A 1,928-nucleotide genomic window follows, 5' to 3' on the forward strand; every position below is an offset into this window, starting at 1 on the left:
GGCAATGAGCAAAATGACAAATTGAGCCATCAACACCGGAAAAACCGCCAGGCGATGGAACGGCAGGCGGTTTGGCTTGCGGGTTTCCATCACGTTTGCTCTCCAATGGTCGGCTGCCAGAATTCAATAACTTGGCATAATTTGTGCCGACAAAATGCGCGCAGAGTATAGGGGCGGTTCTGCCCCTATTCAACTGTCAGGTAGTGATTTCCGACTGCGCGCTACATGAGGAAATGTTTCAGCGGATGTGTGCGAGCACACCTTGAAGCTCATCGAGGGAGTTGTAACCGATCACCAGCTGACCTTTTCCCTTCTTGCCGTGGCGAATCTGCACCGCAGAGCCTAGGCGCTCGGCCAGACGCTGTTCAAGCCGGGCGATGTCCGGGTCGGGTTTGGCCGCTTCCACAGGCTCCGGTTTGCCACTCAACCACTGACGAACCAGTGCCTCGGTTTGGCGCACAGTCAGGCCGCGTGCGACAACATGTCGCGCCCCTTCCACCTGCTGATTGTCCGGCAGACCGAGCAAAGCACGGGCATGACCCATTTCCAGGTCGCCGTGGGACAGCATGGTCTTGATGACTTCCGGCAGTGCAATAAGTCGCAACAGGTTAGCCACAGTCACCCGGGACTTACCCACAGCCTCGGCCACCTGCTGTTGGGTGAGCTGGAATTCCTGCTGCAGACGCTGCAGGGCGACGGCTTCTTCGATCGGGTTCAGGTCTTCACGCTGAATGTTCTCGATCAGCGCAATGGCGATCGCAGTCTCATCCGGCACATCCCGGACCATCGCCGGGATGGTTTCCTGGCCGGCCTGCTGGCTGGCGCGCCAGCGGCGTTCACCGGCGATGATTTCGAAGCGGCCACCGCCAATCGGGCGCACCACGATCGGCTGCATCACGCCTTGCGCCTTGATCGACTGCGCCAGCTCTTCCAGCGCCTGTGGATCCATGTCACGGCGTGGCTGGTATTTGCCACGCTGCAGCAGATCCAGCGGCAGGTGTTGCAGTTCACGGGTATCGGCCTGCGCCGCTTGTTCTTCCAGCGCGCTGACGGTCGGACCACTCAGCAGTGCATCCAGTCCACGTCCGAGACCTCGTTTCTTGACGGCCATGGGGATTCCTTAAGTTGGCTGGGCAGCGGCGATGCGTGAATTTTTGCGCTGACGGCGAACCATCTCGCCCGCCAGGGCCAGATAGGCCAGCGCGCCGCGCGATTGCTTGTCGTAGGCCAGTGCCGGCATACCGTAGCTCGGCGCTTCGGCCAGGCGGATGTTGCGCGGGATCACCGTGTCGTACAGCTGCTCACCGAAGTGTTCCTTGAGCTGCGCCGAGACATCGTTCATCAGGCTCAGACGCGGGTCGTACATGGTGCGCAGCAAACCTTCGACCTTGAGGTTCGGGTTCAGCAGTTCGGCAATGCGCTTGATGTTATCCACAAGGTCGCTCAAGCCTTCGAGCGCAAAGTACTCGCACTGCATGGGGATAATCACCCCGTCAGCGGCGACCAGTGCGTTCAATGTGAGCATCGACAGCGACGGCGGGCAGTCGATCAGAATGTAATCGTAGTTTTCACGGATCGGCGCCAGTGCGCTGCGCAGCCGGCTTTCCTTCATCTGCATTTCCAGCAGCACCACTTCGGCCGCGGTCAGGTCGCGGTTGGCCGGTAGCAATTGATAACCGCCGTGCTCGGAGTAGTGCATGGCCTGTGCCAGATCGCATTCGCCGATCAGCAGGTCGTAGACCGAGTTTTCCAGGCCATGTTTATCCACACCGCTACCCATGGTGGCGTTGCCCTGTGGATCGAGATCGATCAACAGCACCCGGCGCTTGGTCGCGACCAGGGATGCTGCGAGGTTGATGCAGGTGGTGGTCGTGCCCACACCACCCTTCTGGTTCGCTATCGCGAATACCTTAGCCATTCTTGCGTGT

At 59.9% G+C, this 1,928-nt stretch carries 2 protein-coding genes and 1 pseudogene; all 3 read right to left on the reverse strand.

Translation table 11 applies throughout. The features are described 5' to 3' along the window. A pseudogene (locus ACIP8I_RS26380) lies at window positions 1-90 on the reverse strand (F0F1 ATP synthase subunit I); the annotation flags it as partial. 148 nt (window positions 91-238) lie between these two features. Further along, complete coding sequence (locus tag ACIP8I_RS26385; protein ID WP_007960777.1) at window positions 239-1,111, reverse strand: ParB/RepB/Spo0J family partition protein; 873 nt, start codon at window positions 1,109-1,111, stop codon at window positions 239-241. Window positions 1,112-1,120: 9 nt separating this feature from the next. After that, complete coding sequence (locus ACIP8I_RS26390) at window positions 1,121-1,918, reverse strand: ParA family protein (protein WP_400764832.1); 798 nt, start codon at window positions 1,916-1,918, stop codon at window positions 1,121-1,123. Window positions 1,919-1,928: the final 10 nt, after the last annotated feature.

The organism is Pseudomonas sp. NPDC088414 (genome assembly GCF_044753325.1).
GTDB lineage: Bacteria > Pseudomonadota > Gammaproteobacteria > Pseudomonadales > Pseudomonadaceae > Aquipseudomonas.